The organism is Salinicola socius (assembly GCF_001937195.1).
Lineage (GTDB): Bacteria > Pseudomonadota > Gammaproteobacteria > Pseudomonadales > Halomonadaceae > Salinicola > Salinicola socius.
Window position 1 is genome coordinate 1 of sequence record NZ_MSDO01000142.1, and the last position, 362, is coordinate 362.

Sequence of the window (362 nt, forward strand, 5' to 3'; positions counted from 1 at the left end):
GGCGACGGTGATCGGGTCACTATCGAGGTGCTGGCTCAACGCGATGAGCGCCACGTTCGAGGAATCGCCCTTACCCCGACCCAAGGCCTGTCGCGTGGGATGCCTGTGAAGGACAGCGGTGGACCGCTGAAGGCACCGGTTGGCAAACCCATACTGTCGCGCATGTTCGATGTTTTCGGTATACCGAAAACATCGAACATGCGCGACAGTATGGGTTTGCCAACCGGTGCCTTCAGCGGTCCACCGCTGTCCTTCACAGGCATCCCACGCGACAGGCCTTGGGTCGGGGTAAGGGCGATTCCTCGAACGTGGCGCTCATCGCGTTGAGCCAGCACCTCGATAGTGACCCGATCACCGTCGCC

Annotated in this window: 2 pseudogenes; one reads left to right on the forward strand and one right to left on the reverse strand. The window is 61.3% G+C overall.

The window, feature by feature from the left end:
- Nucleotides 1-21: 21 nt before the first annotated feature.
- Nucleotides 22-108, forward strand: a pseudogene (locus tag BTW07_RS20295) (hypothetical protein); the annotation flags it as partial.
- 146 nt (nt 109-254) lie between these two features.
- Here BTW07_RS20295 and BTW07_RS20290 read toward each other — a convergent pair.
- Nucleotides 255-341: pseudogene (locus BTW07_RS20290) on the reverse strand (hypothetical protein); the annotation flags it as partial.
- Nucleotides 342-362: the final 21 nt, after the last annotated feature.